13 protein-coding genes are annotated in these 21,139 nt (G+C 26.9%); 11 read left to right on the forward strand and 2 right to left on the reverse strand.

What is annotated here, in order from left to right:
- Positions 1–102: 102 nt before the first annotated feature.
- Together ACH36K_RS06235 and rpsD are read left to right on the forward strand one after the other, a co-directional pair.
- Positions 103–1,782, forward strand: a complete 1,680-nt coding sequence (locus ACH36K_RS06235; protein WP_411170088.1) for an ABC transporter ATP-binding protein — start codon at positions 103–105, stop codon at positions 1,780–1,782.
- 277 nt (positions 1,783–2,059) lie between these two features.
- Positions 2,060–2,653 carry a 30S ribosomal protein S4 gene (gene rpsD / locus ACH36K_RS06240; protein WP_411170089.1) on the forward strand — a complete coding sequence of 198 codons (594 nt, stop codon included), beginning with the start codon at positions 2,060–2,062 and terminating at the stop codon, positions 2,651–2,653.
- 139 nt (positions 2,654–2,792) lie between these two features.
- On the opposite strand, the gene brnQ is transcribed toward rpsD, so the two are convergent.
- Together brnQ and ACH36K_RS06250 are read right to left on the reverse strand one after the other, a co-directional pair.
- Positions 2,793–4,079 (reverse strand): branched-chain amino acid transport system II carrier protein, encoded by a 1,287-nt coding sequence (brnQ, locus tag ACH36K_RS06245; protein ID WP_411170090.1) that lies wholly within the window; start codon positions 4,077–4,079, stop codon positions 2,793–2,795.
- 525 nt (positions 4,080–4,604) lie between these two features.
- Positions 4,605–5,153 carry a 50S ribosomal protein L25 gene (locus ACH36K_RS06250; RefSeq protein ID WP_411170091.1) on the reverse strand — a complete coding sequence of 183 codons (549 nt, stop codon included), beginning with the start codon at positions 5,151–5,153 and terminating at the stop codon, positions 4,605–4,607.
- A 470-nt stretch (positions 5,154–5,623) separates the two neighbouring features.
- On the opposite strand from ACH36K_RS06250, the gene ACH36K_RS06255 reads away from it, so the two are divergent.
- From ACH36K_RS06255 to ACH36K_RS06295, 9 genes are all read left to right on the forward strand, one after another.
- Entirely contained in the window at positions 5,624–6,094 is a 471-nt protein-coding gene (locus ACH36K_RS06255) for a L,D-transpeptidase (RefSeq protein WP_322459045.1), read from the forward strand.
- Positions 6,095–6,322: 228 nt separating this feature from the next.
- Positions 6,323–11,587 carry a SpaA isopeptide-forming pilin-related protein gene (locus ACH36K_RS06260; protein ID WP_411170092.1) on the forward strand — a complete coding sequence of 1,755 codons (5,265 nt, stop codon included), beginning with the start codon at positions 6,323–6,325 and terminating at the stop codon, positions 11,585–11,587.
- 343 nt (positions 11,588–11,930) lie between these two features.
- Complete coding sequence (locus tag ACH36K_RS06265; RefSeq protein ID WP_411170093.1) at positions 11,931–12,782, forward strand: DegV family protein; 852 nt, start codon at positions 11,931–11,933, stop codon at positions 12,780–12,782.
- Between the two features lie 21 nt (positions 12,783–12,803).
- Positions 12,804–13,325 (forward strand): DUF1836 domain-containing protein, encoded by a 522-nt coding sequence (locus tag ACH36K_RS06270; RefSeq protein ID WP_411170094.1) that lies wholly within the window; start codon positions 12,804–12,806, stop codon positions 13,323–13,325.
- Between the two features lie 189 nt (positions 13,326–13,514).
- Positions 13,515–14,180 carry an ABC transporter ATP-binding protein gene (locus ACH36K_RS06275; protein WP_411170095.1) on the forward strand — a complete coding sequence of 222 codons (666 nt, stop codon included), beginning with the start codon at positions 13,515–13,517 and terminating at the stop codon, positions 14,178–14,180.
- 11 nt (positions 14,181–14,191) lie between these two features.
- Entirely contained in the window at positions 14,192–16,717 is a 2,526-nt protein-coding gene (locus ACH36K_RS06280) for an ABC transporter permease (RefSeq protein ID WP_411170096.1), read from the forward strand.
- Positions 16,718–17,081: 364 nt separating this feature from the next.
- The gene (locus ACH36K_RS06285; protein ID WP_411170097.1) at positions 17,082–17,762 is read left to right on the forward strand and encodes a response regulator transcription factor; all 681 of its coding nucleotides are present in this window, start codon (positions 17,082–17,084) and stop codon (positions 17,760–17,762) included.
- 2 nt (positions 17,763–17,764) lie between these two features.
- Positions 17,765–19,009 carry a sensor histidine kinase gene (locus tag ACH36K_RS06290; RefSeq protein ID WP_411170098.1) on the forward strand — a complete coding sequence of 415 codons (1,245 nt, stop codon included), beginning with the start codon at positions 17,765–17,767 and terminating at the stop codon, positions 19,007–19,009.
- Positions 19,010–19,189: 180 nt separating this feature from the next.
- A complete protein-coding gene (locus ACH36K_RS06295) occupies positions 19,190–21,115 on the forward strand; it encodes a peptidase U32 family protein (protein ID WP_411170099.1) in 1,926 nt (641 codons plus the stop codon).
- The last annotated feature ends 24 nt before the right edge of the window (positions 21,116–21,139 follow it).

The following is a 21,139-nucleotide window of genomic DNA, read 5'->3' on the forward strand; positions in this document are numbered from 1 at the left end:
TTGTTTGACAAAAATTAAAAAATATCATATATTGATATAAATTAGAAAAATATCTAATATATATCAATATTATCTAATATATATTTACTTGGAGGAGATAGAATGAAAGAATGTATTAAAAGGAATAAGATTTTATTAGTAATTACGGTTATATTTAGTGCTATATCTTCTATATCAGTTGTGGGATTGTCTTTATTTATACAAAGAACAATAGATGTAGCTACTAGTGGAAATATGGAGGGGTTTAGTAAAATACTTTTATATTCAGGAATTTATGGTATCTTTATAGGGATTATATATTTTATATATGACATTTTAAGTAAAATATTTATAAGAAACTTAACTAAAATGATGAGGAGTAAAATATTTACAGGGATATTTAAAAGTAACTATAAGGATTTCACATCTACAAACACAGCAGATTATATTTCTGTCTTAACTAATGATATGAAATTAATAGAAGAAAACTGTATTAGGCCATTACTTGAAATACTTCAATATAGTGTTATGTTTTTAGTTACAGTAATCTTATTAGTTTATATAAGTCCATTAGTGACTGGTGGATTATTTATAAGCATGATATTAATATTTATATCACCAGCTATTTTGGGTAAGGTGTTAGAGGACAAGCAGTTGGCACTTTCTAATAGACTATCATTGTTTACAACCAAAATTAAAGATATATTTTTAGGATATGATGTTATTAGATCTTATGGTTTAAAGGACAATACATTGAAAGAATTCGAAAATGAAAATAACACTTTAGCAAATACAAAATTTGCAGCAGACAAGCTATTTGTTATAAATGAATCTATATCTCAAACACTAGGTATGGGGACCCAATTTGTAGCAATATTTTTATCAGCTTATTTAGTTATAAAGGGAAATTTAACAATGGGAATGCTTATTGCTATAGTTCAACTTTCTGGCACTCTTGTTCAACCTGTAATTATGATAATGAATAATGTTCCTAAAATCAGTAGTATGAAGCCTGTTTTTGAAAGAATAGATAGTTTTTCAAATTATGTTGATACTGGTTTAATAGGGAAAGATAAACCTTCTCTTAATAATAATATAAAAATATCAAATTTATCATTCAACTATGATGAAGATACACAAATTATAAAAGGAATAGATTTAAATATAGATAAAAATAAAAAGTATGCTATTTTAGGAGAAAGTGGATGCGGTAAATCTACTTTAATAAAGTTAATGCTTGGTTACTACTCAGAGTTTAATGGAGATATAAGATATGATGGTGATAATATAAGAAATTTAGATATTGATGAACTAAATAAAATGATTTCTATAATACACCAAAATGTTTATATGTTTGATAAGAATATAAGAGATAATATTTGTTTATACAATGAATTTTCTAAAGAAGAGATTGATGATGTATTAAAGTTAAGTGGTGTAGATAAGTTTATAGGAAATAATTCAGAAGGGTTAGATTATTTAGTTGGGGAAAATGGGAGCAACCTTTCAGGTGGTCAAAGACAAAGGATTGCAATAGCTAGGGCTTTGATTCAAAAGACTCCAATTCTCGTGTTAGATGAAGGAACCTCTTCAATAGATATGCAAACTGCTTGTGATATAGAAAGTAAATTATTAGATATAGATAATTTAACTTTAATTACTATTACTCATAAGACTAGTGAAGATTTATTAAAATTGTATGATGAAATAATTTATATGGAGAAGGGACATATAGTTGAAAAAGGAAATTTTGAAGATTTATCAAATAAAAAGGGGAAATTTTTTGAGTTTTATAATGTATAGTATTTATATAATAGTAATAGAGAATTTTTCAAAAGAACTCATAAATTATATTAAAAAGTGTATCAAGTAAAAAAGAGTCAAGTTCTTAAATTAAGATAAAATTAAAAATATTTTTCATATGCTCCTTAATTGATAAATATTATCAATTAAGGAGAGATAGTGAGAATAATTAAAATAATTTGATATAATAAGCTTAAATGAACTGATAATGATTTTCAATTAAAAAGAATCTGTGATATTATAAATGCATAATTTAATTTTAAAGAGGAGGGAAACTATGGCTAGAGAAAGAGGCCCAAGATTTAAGCAGTGCAGAAGACTTGGATTAAATGTCGTAGGACATCCAAAAGCTATGAATAGGGCTGTTAAGGGAACAAGCAGAGCAGATAAGAAGTTATCCGAGTATGGCATAAGATTATTAGAAAAGCAAAGACTAAGAGCTTATTATGGAGTTTTAGAAAAGCAATTCAAAAAGTATGTTGAAGATGCTTTTAAGACTAAAGAAGGTACAACTGGTGAAGCTTTATTAATAAGGTTAGAATCGAGATTAGATAATCTTGTATATAGAATGGGATTTGCAAACTCTATAAGAGCTGCAAGACAAATGGTCAATCATGGACATATCCTTGTTAATGGAAAGAAGATAGATATTCCATCTTATAAAGTAGAACCAGGAACAGAAATTTCTTTAAGGGAAAAATCAAGAAAATCTGAGAATTATCTTGGAATTATAAAAAATCATGTAAATGTGTTACCTTATATTGATTCTAATTTAGATGAGTTTAAGGCTGTTTACACTAGACTTCCATTAAGAAATGAAATACCGATAGAGATTAATGAAAATCTAATAGTTGAATTCTACTCTAGATAATTATCTTAGCTAATAGCATAAGTTTCATAACTTCTTAAAATTAAAGTATATTTTGCCATTAAAGAAAGCTATACAGTGCAGTGTATAGCTTTCTTTTTATAGGAATAAATCATAGAATGATTAAGCAGAAAAAATCTTTTTAATAATTACTTAAATATTTTTTGCTTCTATAACTGCAAATTAACCCTATAAATCCACCTATTATAGCAGGTATAATCCAGTTAGATCCAATACTAGCAAAAGGTAATTTGTTAATAAATTCTATATTTACTCCTAAGCTATCAACAACAGTAAGTAGGCTGGTTAAAAGTGTGGCATAAGCAGCTCCTTTATAAATTTCAATCCTAGTAAATATTTTTCTGAAATAATTCATTAAGATTAAAACTATAGAAACTGGATAAATTATTGTTAATATAGGAGCTGAAATAGATATTATTTTATCAACACCAAAGTTAGATATAATAGCACTAAATACACATATAAAAATTACTATGTAATTATATTTTAACTTTTTATTTGTGACATCTTCAAAGTATTTGCTTGTAACAGAAGTCAAACCAATAGCTGTAGTAAGACATGCAAAGGCTACAACTATGCTTAATATTATTGTTCCTATGTTACCTAAAAGCGTATTTGTTATATTAATTAATAATGTAGTTTGAGGTATATTTAAATTATAAATAGTAGATGCAGTTGCTCCTAAGTATGTTAAACCACCATATACCAAAGAAAGTGCTATACCGGCAATTATAGCTGATTTTATAGTAAGTCCCATAGTTTCTTTTTTATTATATCCCTTACTTAAGAAAGAAGATATCATGAGTGCAGTAATGCCGCCTGTTCCAAGAGGATCCATAGTTTGATATCCTTGAGTAAGTCCTGTCATAAATAAATTTGAAGATTCTATGTTAATATTTAAATTTCCAATAGGTGAAATAATTCCTTTTATTATAAGTGCAGCTAGTGCAATTAATAATATTGGGGTTAAGAATTTACCTAATATATCCATAACTTTAGTAGGTCTTATTGTTAAAATAAGAACTATAGAAAAGAATATTATTGAAAATAAAACTGGATTAACTGAACTAAGAAGCGGCTTAATGCTCATTTCAAAAGTTGTAGCAGCAGTTCTTGGAACAATTAATATTGGACCTAAGCAAAGCATTATTATAATTTCTAAAATAAGGCCAAATTTATTACCTGCCTTCTCTAAAATTGATTTAAATGACCCAGCAGTTGCTATTGCACCTATAGACAAAAGAATAAGTCCAACATCAGAGAATATAAATCCTAAAAAGCTCACAATCCATTTACTACCGGAAGTTACTCCTATATAAGGAGGAAAAATTAAATTTCCAGCACCAAAAAACATTGAGAATACTGCAAAAGCAATAATTATTACATCTTTATTTTTATTTTTTTTCATATTGATCCCTCTTTCATGTTTTATATATAAAAAAGCCACATAGTATATTTACTATGTGGCTTTAAGGCCTAGGATGTAAAGCCACATAGTGTTTATCTATGTGGCTTTACATAACAAATTAACTTTAGCCTTCATAGACACAAACAATTGCGTGTTTGTATCTATGGTTAATATATAAACTCATAAATACAAACCTAACTAAAAAAGCTAAAGAAGAAATTATTAAGTTTTAGCAAATTTGGTAAGCTTATATTTTTTATCATTCTTTTAAGTCTCCTAAAAATTAAAATTTATAAATATTTTAAAATAATTATATAGATTAAATTTGAAAATTGCAATAGAAAAATATATTTTCTAAATAAATATTAAAAGATAAGTTGTTGGCAGGAACTTTTATTGGAGAAATAAGTAGTGTTGAATTTAAATATTTAAATGAAAAAGGGATATATGAATAGATAATTTATATTAAGTATCCATAGTATCCCTTTTTATTCTAATTTATATAATATTTATACGATATATAGATTAAATGTATTGGCTGCTTACAACAGCTAGTAAAGTTTTAGGGTCAGTTAAAATTGTTATTTCCTGTGGAATAACAATGTCCTCAATAAATATTTTATCATCAGCTTGCATATCAGCTACATTGATTTCAATTGATTCAGGAATTATTTCAACATTTCCTTGTAAATCTATAAATAGGTTATGAGTTTCTAACGTTAATCTCCTGGATTCTAAATTTTCTTGTCCAATAGTTTTTATAGGAATTCTCATTTTTATTACTTCATTTGCTTTAATATATTGAAAATCTACATGCAATATTTCATGTAGATTATTTTTTTGAACTTCCTTAACTACACAATTAAGTTTCTTATCCTCTAGCTCAACCTCTATAATAGATCCGCTATTATTTTTCTTAAGCATTCTTCTAAGTTCTGCATTGCACATTTTTACAGGGATTGTACCATGAAGGAATTCCCCATATATTATTCCAGGAATTTGTCCATTTTTTCTAAGCTTATTTTGATTTGTTTTTTCGTTTCTTTCATATACCTTAAATGCTATATTTGACATAATAAATACCTCTTTCTTAACTTTTTTATTGTTTATGTATTTATTTATTAAGCTCTATAGAAGTTAAGGTTAAAATACTCATAATATGAGATATTTAAATAACCGCACCTAGAGCTTAATTTCAAAGCCCCACATATGCATCATCCTCCCTTATGCTATTAAATCAAGTCTAATAGATACACAAATTAAAATCAAAGATAAGAAAGTATAGATTTGTTAATAGAATGCTTATTTAAAAGAGAAGTATTAAAGAAAAACACAGAATATTATGATAAATCAATAAAAATTGAAAAATATTATTAAAGTGGGAAATTTAGTATATATGCTTTTAAAGAGATTATATATGCATATTAAACTATTATAGAATTTTAAATAAAATATAAATAATCTATAAGTAAATATTTATTTTGTTTCATAAATTATTAGTTATGAATACTATATTTTAGAAAAAATTTTTAAGGATGGTAACTATGAAAATAATTAATAAGATTTTTGGAAAATTTAATAGGGGAGAGGACTACACTGATACTGCTAGTAAATTTGTTAATTTAGGAAATTTTTCTAGTAGCACAAATTACTTTATATGGGTAGATCTTAAAAAGTTTAAAGTTAATGTATTTGAAGGGTCAACAAATAAATGGAGGTTAATACACAGCTATATTTGCACTATTGGTAAACCATCTACACCTACACCGAAGGGAACTTATACTATCGGAATTAAGGGACTATATTTTGGTGTAGAGAAAGGATATAAATGTTGGTACTATACACAATTTCATGGAAACTACTTATTTCACTCAATCATTTATAATCTTGATGGAAGTGTAAGGGATGGAAGGCTTGGTATGGCTTTATCAGATGGATGTGTAAGACTTTCTAAAGAAAATGCTAAATGGATATATGAGAATATTCCAAAAGGAACCAAGGTTTATATTAGTTAAAGTATTAAAATAATAAAATAAATTTAAATTTAATAGAAATATATTGATGTTAATGGGAAATTTTTGATTTTATCATAAATTTAGTAATTTATGATTGATTTATAAATAATTATTGTTATACTTTAAAGTGCTATTAAAATTAAATAATAATTATTATTATCTAATTGTTAATGTTTACAGGAGCAGTTAGATATTTTTTACAAATAATTTTGAAGGGGAGTCGGTTTAATGAAAAAAATAAAAAATTCGGCAATTGCAATGACGGTTATATTTATATTTCAGATATTTTCTGGAATAAAGCCTATTAATATTGCAAAAGCTGATGAAACAAAAAAGTTTTCATTTATAACGGGGGTTACTATAAGTGATTTACAAGATAGACCTCTAAAGGATGGAATTGATAAAAGTTCTCAGGTGCGTATAAAATATAGCTTTGCTATTCCAAATGCAAATGATGTAAAAGACGGAGAAGTATTTAAAATGAATATGCCAAAGCAAATAGCTATTCAATATCCACTTGATATGGATATTAAAGATGATGATGGAAATGTAATAGCTAAGGCACATTTCGATACAAATGGAGAAATAACAATTGTTTTTACAAACTATGCAAGTACACATTCTAATATAGACGGCTATTTTTATATAGATACTATTTTTGATAGAGATAATATAGGAGATATAAATCCAGAGAAAATAGTATTTGAATTAGGTGGTGATGCAGAACCAGTTGTTATTGACGTGAATTTTGATCAACCAGAGCAGCCATCAACATCTATTGAAAAAACTGGAAGCTATGATGCAAGCAAAAATGAAATTACTTGGAATGTTAAAGTTAATAATGAGAGGGTTACTGTTAATAATGCTCAGTTAATTGATAATATTCCTATAGGACAAGAATATGTAGAGGGATCAGCTACTATAGATAATGGAGCAGACGCAAGTGGATTTACATATGAAAAGGCAACTAATGGCAATAGTGATAAAACTGGAACTTTAATTTATAAATTTAAGGATACAATTAATGATGTATATAATGTAACATTTAAAACCAAGGTAACAGATCCTAAAGTTTTTGAAACAGAAGGGGCTAGCACCGACATATATAATAAAGCAATTTTAAATCATGATGGTACAGAGATAACATCTAATACGGCATATGTTACTGTAACTACAGATTACATTGATAAAAGTGGTAAGTATGTAGAAATACGTAATCAAGATGGAACTGTAACAAGAAGGATTGAGTGGACTATTAATGTTAATAATAATGGATTAACTCTTACAAATCCTAAAATTACAGATAATATTCCAGTAGGATTGAAGCTTACTGATGGAAGCTTTAAAGTAAATGGACAACCAACATCTGGGTATGTATACAATAATAATGTATTGGAGTACACTTTTCCAGGTACGGTAGACAAGCCTCAAGTTATTACATTTTCTACTGATATAATAGATAAAGAAGCTCATGAATCAAATGACTGGAAGGTATATACTAATACTGCTAGCATTAGTGGAAATGGAATTAATGGAGAACCATCTGCTAATAGTAATGAAGTAGGTGTTCCAAGCTATGTCATTGAAAAAAGTGGTATAGAGTATGATCCATCTACTCATCATATAAAATGGCAAATTATTGTTAATCGTAACATGATAAATATAGAAAATGCAGTAATTACAGATAATATTCCAATGGGACAAAAATATGTAGAAGGCTCTGCAACTATAGATGGTGGCGCAGATATTAATGGTTTTACTTATATACCAGCAAATAAAGACGATAAAGAAAAAACAGGAACTCTTAAATATGAATTTAAAGGACCAATTAATAAATACTATGTTATAACTTTTAAAACAGAAGTAACAGACAATAATATTTTCTCAGGGAACATAGCTAATGAAAAGTATTATAATACAGCAACATTAACAGGTAGTAATTTAAGTAAGCCTTCTTCCTCTACTGGTACACAAGATGTGTCAAGTGAAGTTATAAAGAAAAATATTGAAAACTATAATTATATAACAAATGAGTTAACATGGAGTATTAGAGTAAATAAAAATGCAATGAAAATGAAAAACGTAATAGTTACAGATAATATTCCAATAGGGCAAGAATATGTAGAAGGTTCTGCAACTATAGATAAAGGAGCAGATGTAAAAAAATTCTCATACAAAAAAGCAGATGACAATGATAGTGTGAAGACAGGAACATTAACTTATACATTTCCAAATGAAATTAATGAAACTTATATAATTACTTTTAAAACTAAAATTACTGATTTAACTATATTTCATTCAAATGGAGATAAAACTATAAGAAATAAAGCAGAATTATCAGGAGATTTAGTACCACCAAATGTAAGTAGTGAAGCTTCTAAAACTGTATCTAATGCAATAATTGATAAAAGTGCTGATTATAAGATTGGAAATGATTATATTGATTGGAATATAGATATAAATTCTAATTCTATTCAATTAGACAATGCAAAAGTTCAAGATATATTACAAGAAGGATTAGAATTAGATACAACATCTGTAGAACTATATAATCAAACTTTAAATTCAAATGGAACTCTTACTAAAGGAGAAAAAGTAGAGTTAGATGAAAATAGCGTTAAATATGATAGCATAAAAAGAGAATTTATTTTTAATTTTCCAGGTCCTGTGAATAGTCCATATTTATTAACTTTTAGAACAAATGTAACTGATAAATATAAATCACCTTTTAAGAATACTGCTTCATTTATAGGAAGTAAAACTATAGAAGAAGGTACTTCAGGTTCTGTAAATGTAGTATTCCAAGGTGGTGGAAGTGGTGGAATAGGTGAAAAGGGTAGTATTACTATTTCAAAAGTAGATAGTGATCATAATTCTAAAAAGTTACAAGGTGCAAAATTTAATCTTTTAGATAAGTATAAAAATATAGTAAGCACTGGTATTACTGATGAAAATGGTTCTCTTACTTTTGATAAGATAAAATATGATATACCTTATTATGTTCAAGAGATAACACCACCTATTGGATATACTTTAACAAATCAAGAAGGCTTTAAAGATGGATTATATGAGTTTAATATAAGTAGTAAAAGTGATATAAAAAATATAAAATATGTATGGAAAAATAATATTATTAAGGGTGGAATTAAAATATTAAAAGTTGATTCTGAAACATCTAAAGCAGTAAAAGGAGCAACGATTTCAATATATACTAATGATGATAAATTAGTAGATAGTAAGATAACAGAAGCTGATGGAACTGTAGAATTTAGTAATTTACCTTATGGAGATTATTATTTCATAGAGACTAAAGCACCGGAAGGTTATGTTATAAATAGCAATAAACATCCGTTTAGTATTAAAGATGATGGAGTAGTAATACAAGATAAATTAGAAAATAAAAAAATATATGGTGGTATTAGTATAACTAAAATAGATTTATCTACTTCTGAGGCATTACCTGGATCAACAATTTCAATATATACTATTGATGATAAACTAGTAGATAGCAAGCTAACAGAGGCTAATGGAATTGTAGAATTTAATAACTTAGTTTACGGAGATTATTATTTCCTAGAAACTAAAGCACCAGAAGGATATACGTTAAATACTGATAAGCATTATTTTAGTATTAAGGAAGACCGTGTTATATTAAAAGATACGTTAACAAATAAAAAGATACATGGTGGTATTAATATAAGCAAAAAGGATTCAGTTACTTCAGAACTTTTACCTGGAGCAACAATTTCAATATATACTAAGGGCGATATATTAGTAGATACTAAGATAACAGGTAAAGATGGAACTATAGAATTTAATGATTTAGTCTATGGAGACTATTATTTCGTTGAAACTAAGGCACCAGCAGGGTATCTATTAAATAATAACAAGTACTATTTTAGTATTAAAGATGATGGTGTTATATTAAAAGATACTTTAACAAATGAAAGAATTACAGGAATAGTTGAAGTTATAAAGAAAGGTGAGGATGGCAATTACCTTTCAAATGCAGAATTTACTTTATTTGATGAAACTGGTAAGGAAGTTAAAAAGGTAATAACTGATTTAAATGGACTTGCAACATTTACTGATATATCATATGGAAGTTATACAATAAAAGAAACACGAGCTCCAAAAGGATTTAATCTTTCAGATGAAATATTGAATGTTGAAGTAAATGGAACAGAAACAGGGAAAACTTACAAAGCGGGTACAATTACTGATACAAAAATTAAATCATCGATTAAAATAAAGAAATTAGATCAAGATGGAAAGGTGCTGCAAGGAGCAGAGTTTACTTTATATGATTCTAACAATAATGCATTAGAAACAGTTGTATCTGATAAAGATGGGGTTATAGTATTTAATGATGTAATTTATGGAGATTATTATATAAAAGAAACTAAAGCTCCAGACGGATACGTATCATCAAGTGACATTATAAAAGTATCAATTATAGAAAATGGAGTTGTTTACTACTATGAAGTTGAAAACACTAGAATAAAAGGAACAATTGAAATCAAAAAGGTTGATAATAATGGAAATGTCCTTGAAGGAGCAGAGTTTACCTTGTATGATAAGGATGGTAAAGCTATAGAGACAGCAATAAGTGATGCTAATGGAATAGCTAGATTTGAAGCTGTAGATTATGGAATATATACAATTAAAGAAACAAGAGCACCTGAAGGGTACAATATTTCAGATGAAATATTGAATGTTGAAGTAAATGGAACAGAAACAGGAAAAACTTACAAAGCAGGAACAATTACTGATACAAAAATTAAGGCATCAATTAAAATAAAGAAATTAGATCAAGATGGAAAGGTGCTACGAGGAGCAGAGTTTACTTTATACGATTCTAATAATAATGCATTAGAAACAGTTGTATCTGATAAAGATGGGATTATAGTATTTAATGATGTAATTTATGGAGATTATTATATAAAAGAAACTAAAGCTCCAGAAGGATACGTATCATCAAGTGACATTATAAAAGTATCAATTATGGAAAATGGAGTTGTTTACTATTATGAAGTTGAAAATACTAGAATAAAAGGAACAATTGAAATCAAAAAGGTTGATAATAATGGGAATGTCCTTGAAGGAGCAGAGTTTACCTTATATGATAAGGATGGTAAAGCTATAGTGACAGCAATAAGTGATGCTAATGGAATAGCTAGATTTGAAGCTGTAGATTATGGAATATATACAATTAAAGAAACAAAGGCACCAAATGGGTACAAGATAAGTGATGAAGAAATTAAAGTGGAGATTACTTCTTCAGAAAAGAAAATATTCAATGTTAAGAATGATAAAATAAAAAATGAAAGTATTAATGAAAGTTCTAATGGAAGTAGTAATAAAAATACAAATGAAGATAAACTATTGCCTAAGACTGGAAGTACTTTTGATGTAAGGATTTTATTATTAATAGGATTACTAGCAATAATCCTAGGTAGTGTATTTTTATTCAAAAGGAAAGTATCAGAATAATAAAATAAGTAACATTAAAATATTTAAAGAAAAAAGATGGTTTTAGTAACTAACTAAAATCATCTTTTTTATTAAGTTTAATTAATGATAATATTTAAAATCTCATTGAATAATAGTATGAATATAATATTTATACTATTATTCAATGGGATTAGAAGTTAAATAATATAAATATATAATTTAGCAATAAAGAAGTAATGAAATTAACTAAAGATAGATAGAAATTATTGGTTTAAATACTTGAAAAAATGTTATTGACATCGATTACTTAGTATGATAATCTGAAACAAATAGTTTTGAAAACTACATATATTAGATTAAAATACGAAATTGGAGAGAAAAGATGATAAAAATTGTATCAGACTCATCTACACTTTATTCTATCAAAGAGGGACAAGCTAATAATGTTGATATTGCTCCTCTTACAGTTAGCATTAATAACAAGACATATAGGGAATATGAAGATATTAATACAGAAGAATTTATTGATATTATAAACCAAGGACATATTCCTAAATCTTCACAACCATCTATTGGATATGTATTAGATTTATATAGTAAATATCCAGAGGATGAAATAATAAATATTTCAATGGCAGATGGTTTATCAGGTACATATAACTCAGCATGTATGGCAAAAAATATGGATAATAATCCAGAGCGTATAACAGTAATTAATTCAAAAACTCTTTGTGGGCCTCACAGATATTTAGTTGACTTAGCTGTTAAACTTGTTGAGAGTGGATATACAAAGACTGAGATTTTAAATGAAATAAATGAAAAAATTGAAACATCAAAGTCATTTTTAATTCCACACGATTTTGAGTTTTTAGCAAGGGGTGGAAGAGTTTCATCTTTAGTTGGTAAAATAGGTAGTGCAATTAAATTAGTTCCAGTAATGGTACTTTCAGAAGATGGTAAGTCTCTTGCAAAATTCACTACTAAACGTACATTTAAAAAGGCAATTAAAAAGGTATGTGAATCATTAACTGAAAATAATATTGATTCAAGTTATAAGATTTATATTTCTCATGCTTGTAAAGAAGAGTTAGTAGATGAAGCAAAAGAGGTTATATTAGAAAATATTAAAGGTGTTGATATAGAAGTTAAGCTGTTAAGTCCAGCATTTACTACACAAGGTGGTCCAGGATGCGTTGCGATACAAGTAATAAAAAAGCATGATTTATTAAAATGATGATATAAATTGGAGGCTATAATGGATAAAAGTAATAGGGGTGAAAATTTTAATGAGTTTTTAGATTTTCATTGCCCAAGGTTTGATGAACTACCTAAAGTATCTCTGTATAAAGAGCAGGTTATCACATATATAGAGGATGTATTAAGTGTAATAAATATTAATAGTGATGAGAAATTACTAACTCCTACAATGCTTAATAATTATGTAAAACAAAAGGTAGTTTATCCTCCAAAAGATAAAAAATATGATGAAAAACATTTAGCATATTTAATTGTAGTTTGTACTTTAAAACAAGTATTTACTTTAAAAGAAATATGTACTCTTATAAATAAACAGATAAATACTTGTCCTATAGAAGAAGCATATGATTTTTTTTGTATAGAACTTGAAAAAGCTTTAAAATCTGTTTTTACTACAAGAAATTTTTCGGGGCATAGTTCTACTAAAAAGATTATCTATGAGGCAGAAGTAGTTAGATCTACAGTAATGTCATTTGCACATAAGATATATATAAAAAAATATCTTTTAGATAAAACATAATTAGATATATAATCTTTTAATTAAGATCCATTTTTATTTTTAATAGGAATGGGTCTTTTATTATATAATCATAGAGAAAAGTAAAAAAATTATTTATTACAAATTTGTAATAATAGATTTAATCTTATAGTAATATTTCTATCTTATTATAAAGGCATAGGATAAATAAGAGAAAGAGAGGAATAAAAAATGGTTGTTATAAAAACAGAAAATTTAAGTAAGATGTATGGAAAATATGGTAATAAAGTAATCGCTTTAGATAATGTTAGCATAACTGTGGAAAAAGGGGAATTTGTAGCAGTAGTTGGTGCAAGTGGCTCAGGAAAAAGTACATTTCTTCATCAGGTTGGAGGAGTAGATAGACCAACAAGTGGAAAGGTAATTATAGATGGAGAAGATATTTATAAGTTAAAAGAAGAAAAATTAGCTATATTTAGAAGAAGAAAAATAGGATTTGTATTTCAATCTTTTAACTTAATACCTGTTTTATCAGTAGAAGAAAATATAAAGATGCCAGCACTTTTAGATCACCAAAAAGTAGATGATGAATATTTTAAAGATTTAGTTAAAACCTTAGGAATTAAAGATAGGTTGAACCATCTTCCATCAGAGCTTTCAGGTGGGCAGCAACAAAGGGTTGCAATAGCAAGAGCATTAATAAATAAACCAGCTATTATTTTAGCGGACGAGCCAACTGGAAACTTAGATAGTGAGACATCAAAGGAAATATTAGATATGTTAAAGCTCTCAGTAAGAAAATATAATCAAACAGCAATAGTAATTACCCATGATATAAGTATAGCAGAAAATGCAGATAGAATAATTAAAATAAAAGATGGTAAAGTTTGTGAATAGGAGGTAATATAGTGAAAAGTTATAGTGAAATATCTAATAGATATATGAAGCAAAACAAGAAGCGTACCTCTTTAACAGTAATGGGAATAGTTTTAGCAACTGTATTAATTTTTGCTGTAGGAACATTTCTTTTGAGCTTTAGAGATTCAATGATAGCAGAGAAAAAAAGAAGTGTCGGAGATGCTGAGTTTGTATTATATAATATTACCAATGATCAAGGAGAAAAGATAAAAAATAATGCAGAAGTAAAAGATGCATCAATAATAGTAGATGATAACACTAACTATAAAATTGATGGTGTTGAAAAAGATATATCTATAAGCAGAGGAAATAAAGATTACTATGAAAAAATGCAAACTTCTAAAATATTAGAAGGACGTACACCAATTAATGAAAATGAAGTTATAATTAATACATCTTATAAAAGAATATTAAATGTGAATGTTGGGGATGAAATTACATTAAAAGATGATTCTGAAAATATTAAGGTATTAAAAATAGTTGGAATAGAAGAAGGGACTTCATATGTTTCTGATTCAGCAATAGGATTAATGGGATATTTTGATGATACTAATCTAGAAGAAAATTTAGATTATACCTTATATATAAATTTAAAATCAAAGAAAAATAAACAACAGATTATATCAAAAATTATGGGAGAAAATAATATTGATTATAAAAATAAGAGTGATAATCACGAGTTATTATATTTAACTGGCAATGGTGGGAATAGTTATGTAACTAGTTCATTAAAGAAAATGTCCATTTTTGTTATTATAACTATAATGATATGCACAATAGTTGTTATATATAATTCCTTTAATATATCTGTAATAGAGAGGATTAGATATTTTGGAATACTTAAAGCAATAGGGGCTACACCAAAGCAAATAAGAAGAATTATATTTAAAGAAGGTTTCTTAATGGGAATTATAGCCCTTCCATTAGGCTGCATAATAGGGTTTTTATCATTAAAGTATGGAATAAAGATATTTATTGGTGATACTTTAATGTTTATAGAGGATTTTAAGGTGGGATTTTATCCAAGTATAATTTTAGGTACAGCTTTGTTAGTTGCTATTACAATTTTATTATCTATAATTGGACCAGCTAAGAAAGCTAATAAAATATCTGCTGTTGATGCAATAAGAAATAAAAATGAAATTAAGTTAGGTAAGCTTAAGAGAAGAAAAGGGAAATTAGTAACTAAAATATTTGGAATAGAGGGAAATATAGCATATAAAAATATTAGAAGAACACCAGTTAGATTTGTAGTCACATCCCTAGCATTAACAATTTCAATAATTATTTTTAATGTATTTTATGGATTTCTAGACTTCGCAAAACAAGGTGTATTACAACAATATCAATATTCACTTTATGATTCTGCACTATCACTTTCTAACGGTGAAATGTTAAAAGATGAACAAGTTAAAGAATTAGAAGAGCTAAGCTTTGTTAGGAGTATTTATAAGTATTATTCAGAAGGTTTAAATTTTGCACTGCCAGTTGAATATGTTAATAAAGATTATGCTGCTAAAACTAATTCAAAGGAATTTAGTGAAAACTATAATGCATTAGGTTTTGTAGACTTTGGTGGTAGTCGAGGATATATTGGGGGAGATGATGAGCTAAAGGCAATTGAAAGATATATTGTATCAGGAAGTCTAGATTTAACTAAGTTAAAGGAAAATGGAGTAATACTTTTAGATGGTACTAAAGTACGTAATGAAAATGGTGATGTAGAAACTATTAGGGCAACAAAGTATAAGGTAGGAGATAAGATAAAAATACCAAAGATTGATGATTATAGTTCAAGGTTAGAAAATAGTATAAATAAAATAGAAGAAGCTATAAAGAATGGTGATTTTTACGAGTTAGAGATTGTGGCAATAGCTGATAGAGAGCCTCTTGTTGGAAATAATCTTAAGAATGGGATTCAATTAATGTTCCATGAAGATTTATATAGTCGTATGGTGAAAGATTTTAAATATAATGCTATATTTTTTAGCTTTAATGATGATGTGAATGCTAGAAATGACGCAGTACAATATTTTAATGAAAACTCTATAGATAAGGGATATAGTTATATGGATATGGGAGAGGCATTTAATCAAGTAGAAAGTATATATAAGCAAGTAGAATTTTTTGTTTATTGTTTTATAGCAATAGTTTCAATAATATCTGTCGTTAATATATTTAATACTATATCAACAAATCTTTTATTAAGAAAAAGGGAATTTTCAACATTAAAAGCTATAGGTATGACAGAAAAGCAGCTTAAGAAAAGTGTATTATTAGAGGGAACTTTATATGGAATAATTGCAGCAATAATAGGTGGAGTAATATCAGCAATACTTTTAGCAGTATTAATAAAAATATCAGCAGGTTTTGCAGAAATTAAATATAAATTTGACTTTATTGCCTTTGGACTTTCAATAGTATGCGCAGTTGGAGTAACATATATAGCTACAGTATTTCCTATGAATAAATTAAAAAAATTAACAGTAGTAGAAGGTATTTCTGAAGAAGAATAGTTTTAATAATAAATTTAATTATAAAAATGCTACATATATAATGTAGCATTTTTTATTCTTTAGGAAATTATAAAAAATTTACCCTGTGAATAACTTTTGATAATTTACATCATTCAGTTTTCAAGTCGATATATATAGGCTTGAGATTACTTGGAGCAAAGCGACGGAATAAGTAAACCTATATATATCGACTTTTTTATTATTAAATAAATCCAAATTATTTAAATATGAAAAATTTTTATGAGAAATGGTAGCATAAATTTATAAAAGAAGTTTCCTATAACAAATTGGATAAAATAACCCATTTTGTAAATTATTTTGATTTATATTAAAATAGATATAGATAGGTTCTTTAGGAGGAAATATGAATATTTTATTAGTTGAAGATGATGTTACACTAGCAATGGGAATTGAATATTCTCTAAAAAATGAAGGCTTTAATGTTGTTCATACTATTACAGCAAAAGAAGCAAGGAGAAAAATTCACACTATAGATCCAGATATTATATTATTAGATGTAAATTTACCTGATGGTAATGGATATGATTTATGTAAAGAATTTAGAAAAGAAAGTGATGTTCCAATAATTTTTTTAACTGCATGTGATGAAGAGGTAAATGTAGTAATGGGATTGGATTTAGGAGCAGATGATTATATAACTAAGCCAGTAAGAGTAAGGGAGCTAGTAGCTAGAATAAATGCTGTTGCTAGACGAAAGGGTTCTGCTATAAAAGAAGATAATAATAAAATTATATTTAGAGATTTAATTATATTTCCTTTAAAGTATGAAGTTTATAAAGAGAGCGAAAAGCTTCAGTTAACCTCAGTGGAATATAAATTATTATTATTATTAATTGAAAATAAAGGAAATGTTTTAACTAGAAAGACTTTATTAGAAAAACTTTGGGATATTGAAGGGGACTTTATAGAAGAAAATACCCTTACAGTATATATAAATCGAGTAAGAGAGAAGATTAAAGAAGATAAAGAAAGACCATACATTAAGACTGTTAGAGGAATAGGTTATAAGTGGATAGGTGAATGAGAATGGATTTAAAAAGACTATATAATAATCCTGAAGTAAAAAGAGTAACAATAAAATTTATAATTATTTTTATAATAGGTATATCAATAATTTTTGTAGCTTCATATGGAGTAGTGAAAAATATAAATAAGACATTAATTGATCAAAACACATCAGTTTTAAGCAGTGTTATAGAAGGCGAAGATATTAATCATGTAATAAAAGGATTTTATGAGATAAAAACTGATGAAGAGATAAATGAAGCAAAGAAATTATTAAAGAGTTATGGATATGATGATGATTTATCAATAATAACAAATGAAGTAACTAATAAATTTTATATAAAAATATTTCTTACATTTTTACCTATAAGTATAATATTTACAGTTTTACTTTATTTAATATTTATTAAAGAATTGAAAGGAATATATTCTAAGTTAGATTGTGCAATTAAAATTATATCTAAAGCGTCATCAGGAGAGTTTGAGAGTATTAAGGGGGTATATGAAGAAGGGGATATAGCTGTATTAATTAACTCTTTAAATTATATGGGAGATAGAGCTAATAAATCAATTCATTTATTAAAAGAAGAAAAAGAATACTTAAAGGATTTTTTATCTGATATATCACATCAATTAAAAACACCGTTAGCATCTATAGTTATGTTTACTGATATTATGAAAGAAAATGAAAATATGCCTTTTGAAGATAGAAGGAAGTTTTTAGAAAAATGTGAAGAGCAGCAATTAAGAATGGAATGGCTTATAATGAATCTTTTAAAGGTAGGAAGACTAGAGGCTAGAGTTATTAAGTTTTATAAAGAAAAGCAATCATTAAGAGAAACAATTAACTTATCAATATCTTCATTAATAGAAGAGGCAAAGAAGAAAGATCAAAGATTAGTTATAACAGGAGACTTGGATTGCGAACTATTTCATGATAGAAGATGGCTAGGAGAAGCAATATCAAATATTGTAAAAAATGCAATTGAGCATACAGCAGAAGGAAAAGAGATAGAAATAAGAGTATCAGCAGGTAAGTTAATAACTAAAATATATATTAAAGATAATGGACCAGGAATACCAAAGGAGCATATAAATAACGTATTTAAGAGATTTTATAAAGGTGAAGGTAGTATAAATCCAAAGAGCATAGGTATTGGATTATCTTTATCTAAAAGTATAATAGAGGAACTTGGAGGAGAAATAAGACTAATAAGTGAAGAAGGCGTAGGAACTACATTTATTATTAGCTTTATACATTACTAGGGAAAATAGTTAATCAGCTAAAAGAGGAATGGGGTATATAGTAGGTATCTAATAAATTTATGTAGTAACTACATTTAAAGCCTTGGTAAGTAAATTTACATATGTCCACTTTTTTAGTTGTTGTGATATAATTAATAAAGGTTAAAATAATAACAATATACAAGAAAGAGGAAACACAAGATGAGTAGATACTTTAATAATCAAGAAGTTGAGTTATTAGCTCCTGCTGGAAACTATGAAATCTTTAAGGAAGTAATAAAAAGTGGAGCTGATGCAGTTTATTTAGGTGGGAAAATATTTAATATGCGTTTGCATAGAAAAGACTTTAATTTTACAAATGAAGAGCTAGAGGAAGCAATAAATCTAGCACATTCTCTAAATAAAAAAGTTTATATTACAGTAAATAATCTATTAAGTTCAGAGGATTTATTACAGGCTGAGGAATATCTTAGATTCCTTGAGAAGATTAAACCAGATGCTTTAATAGTACAAGATATGAGCGTAGTAAAGTTAATTAAAGATTTAGGACTAAATTTAAATATTCACTCATCTGTAATGATGAATGTACATAATTTTGAAACTATAAAAAAGTTACATGAGTTAGGTATTACAAGAGTAGTTGTATCTAGAGATATAGATTTAAATACAGTAAAACAATTTTCAAAAAAGACAAATATGGAGTTTGAATACTTTGTCCATGGGGATATGTGCGTAGCTCATGGCTCACAATGTCTTTATAGTGGAATGTTATTTGGAAAAAGCAGTAACAGAGGTATGTGCATGAAGCCATGTCGTTGGGCTTATAAGACTAATAAAGAAGGACAACAATATGATACAACTTTCCCTATGGCAGTAAAAGATATGTATATGTATGAAAATATTCCAGAATTAATTGATGCTGGAGTTGTTTCTTTTAAAATAGAGGGAAGAATGAGAGATGCTGATTATCTTATAAATTTAATAAATACATATAGTGATGCTATAGATAGATATATAAATGATCCTATTCAGTATGATAGAAAGAAAGAAGCAGAAAGCTTATATGAAAATAGAAAGAGAGATTTTTCAACAGCCTATGCCTTTGGAAATCCAGGACTTTCTTATATAAATGAGCGTTATGAAGGTACTGGAAAGTTCTATAGCACAGGTAAAGTATTTAGTAAACCTGTTGATGAGTTTGAAATAAGTGAGGAAAGAGTAGTAGAAGTTAAAGAGCTTCTTAAAGTTGATAAAAAATCAAAAGATAAAGTAAAGCTAAGCGTAAAAGTAAATTCATATGAAGCAGCTATGGTAGCTATAGAAGAGAGTGTAGATAATATATATTTATCAGGGGAAGTATTCCAGCCTAATAGTCCATTTAGCAAAGAGGAAATAATAGATATAGTTAAGAATAAAAGAAATTCTAAAATTTATTTAGGATTACCAAGAATGATGTATGAAGAAGATTTTTCTAATTATAACGATTTATTAAGAAATACTAATTTAGGCATTGATGGAATATTAGTTACTAATTTAGGCAGCATAGAGAAGTTTAAAGATTTAGGATTAGATCTTATTGGAGACTATTCATTAAATATATATAATAAGCTTTCAGCAGATTTTTATGAAAATCAAGGAGTAACCTTAGGAACATTATCCTGTGAATCTCCAGTAATAAATACAAAGGAAATATTAATGGAGTCATCATTACCATTAGAAATAATAGTTCATGGTTCACCAGTTGTAATGTATATGAGTCATGATCTATATGAAAATACTAAAGTATTAGAGGCTAATAAAAATAGTGATAGAAAATATAGAGATAAAAATGTTCTTTTATTAATAGATGATAAAGGAAATGAACATCCTGTATATAGAGACAATAATGGAAATAATCATATGCTATTATCAAAAGAGTTATGCTATATGCCAATATTAAAGGAACTAAATGAACTAGGAGCTAAGTCTTTTAGAATTGAAGGATGTAGCTATGATAGTGATACATTGAGAAATATTATAAAAGATTATAAGAAGGCATTAAAGAATTTAGAACTTTGTAGTGAAATATTTAATGAGTTTGATTATGATTGTTTAGGCTTTACTTTAGGAGCAATGCAATTTAATTAAGTAGAAAATATTTCTAAAGGGTAT

The organism is Clostridium sp. MB05, assembly GCF_046581255.1.
Lineage (GTDB): Bacteria > Bacillota > Clostridia > Clostridiales > Clostridiaceae > Clostridium.

Excerpts from the sequence above, each read along its gene's own strand:
- ACH36K_RS06250 (WP_411170091.1), bottom strand. The coding sequence starts at position 5,153 with ATGTCAAATATAGCATTTAAGGTATATGAAAGAAACGAAAAAACAAAT.
- rpsD (WP_411170089.1), top strand. The coding sequence starts at position 2,060 with ATGGCTAGAGAAAGAGGCCCAAGATTTAAGCAGTGCAGAAGACTTGGA.
- ACH36K_RS06275 (WP_411170095.1), top strand. The coding sequence starts at position 13,515 with ATGGTTGTTATAAAAACAGAAAATTTAAGTAAGATGTATGGAAAATAT.
- ACH36K_RS06255 (WP_322459045.1), top strand. The coding sequence starts at position 5,624 with ATGAAAATAATTAATAAGATTTTTGGAAAATTTAATAGGGGAGAGGAC.
- ACH36K_RS06270 (WP_411170094.1), top strand. The coding sequence starts at position 12,804 with ATGGATAAAAGTAATAGGGGTGAAAATTTTAATGAGTTTTTAGATTTT.
- brnQ (WP_411170090.1), bottom strand. The coding sequence starts at position 4,079 with ATGAAAAAAAATAAAAATAAAGATGTAATAATTATTGCTTTTGCAGTA.
- ACH36K_RS06290 (WP_411170098.1), top strand. The coding sequence starts at position 17,765 with ATGGATTTAAAAAGACTATATAATAATCCTGAAGTAAAAAGAGTAACA.
- ACH36K_RS06235 (WP_411170088.1), top strand. The coding sequence starts at position 103 with ATGAAAGAATGTATTAAAAGGAATAAGATTTTATTAGTAATTACGGTT.
- ACH36K_RS06265 (WP_411170093.1), top strand. The coding sequence starts at position 11,931 with ATGATAAAAATTGTATCAGACTCATCTACACTTTATTCTATCAAAGAG.
- ACH36K_RS06260 (WP_411170092.1), top strand. The coding sequence starts at position 6,323 with ATGAAAAAAATAAAAAATTCGGCAATTGCAATGACGGTTATATTTATA.
- ACH36K_RS06285 (WP_411170097.1), top strand. The coding sequence starts at position 17,082 with ATGAATATTTTATTAGTTGAAGATGATGTTACACTAGCAATGGGAATT.
- ACH36K_RS06295 (WP_411170099.1), top strand. The coding sequence starts at position 19,190 with ATGAGTAGATACTTTAATAATCAAGAAGTTGAGTTATTAGCTCCTGCT.